Genomic DNA, 555 nt, shown 5'->3' with positions numbered 1-555 from the left:
TTGTCCACAAGCGAATAATGACGACGTTGCAACTATGATAAGCGCACTCTTTATTAGCTGAGGCGACACTTTGTTAAAAATAAGCATAACTTTCTCTCATGTATTTTAATAATGCTAACGATTTATCGAAGCTATTTAATCAAGCTCCTACTTAATCAACCTGTAGTATCAGCTGATGAAGCAAAATAGGTTTTTGGACAATTAAGATCGAGTATGTCGGTTGGGAAGAACAACAACTACAGCTTATCTTTCACCTTAAAGGGTTCTGAGAATTGTAGTATTAAAAAATTAACAACCGACAATATGATCGCAATCTCATAACGCCCATAAGCGACAGAGATGCCAATAGCAGCCGTATTCCATAAGCTTGCCGCCGTTGCCGTTCCTTTTACACTATCATTGCCTTTAAAAATAGCCCCACCACCGATAAAGCCCATACCGGTAATAATGGCGTACATGATTCTCGCTTCAGGCTGTGAGCCATGATAGATATCGACAGCGACTAGCATAAAAGCACAGGAGGCAATACTTACTAGCGGAAAGGTTCTGAGTCCT

The 555-nt window shown here is 40.2% G+C and carries 1 protein-coding gene; it reads right to left on the bottom strand.

Features of this window, described 5'->3' with window-relative positions; all coding sequences use genetic code 11:
• Positions 1 to 236: 236 nt before the first annotated feature.
• The coding region (locus tag ACMHKH_RS14690; RefSeq protein WP_413521359.1) for an MgtC/SapB family protein at positions 237 to 555 on the bottom strand (319 nt) is incomplete at its 5' end.

It is taken from the genome of Psychrobacter glacincola (assembly GCF_965118485.1).
Classification (GTDB): Bacteria; Pseudomonadota; Gammaproteobacteria; order Pseudomonadales; family Moraxellaceae; genus Psychrobacter; species Psychrobacter glacincola_D.
This window is presented reverse-complemented; position numbering and strand designations above follow the sequence as displayed.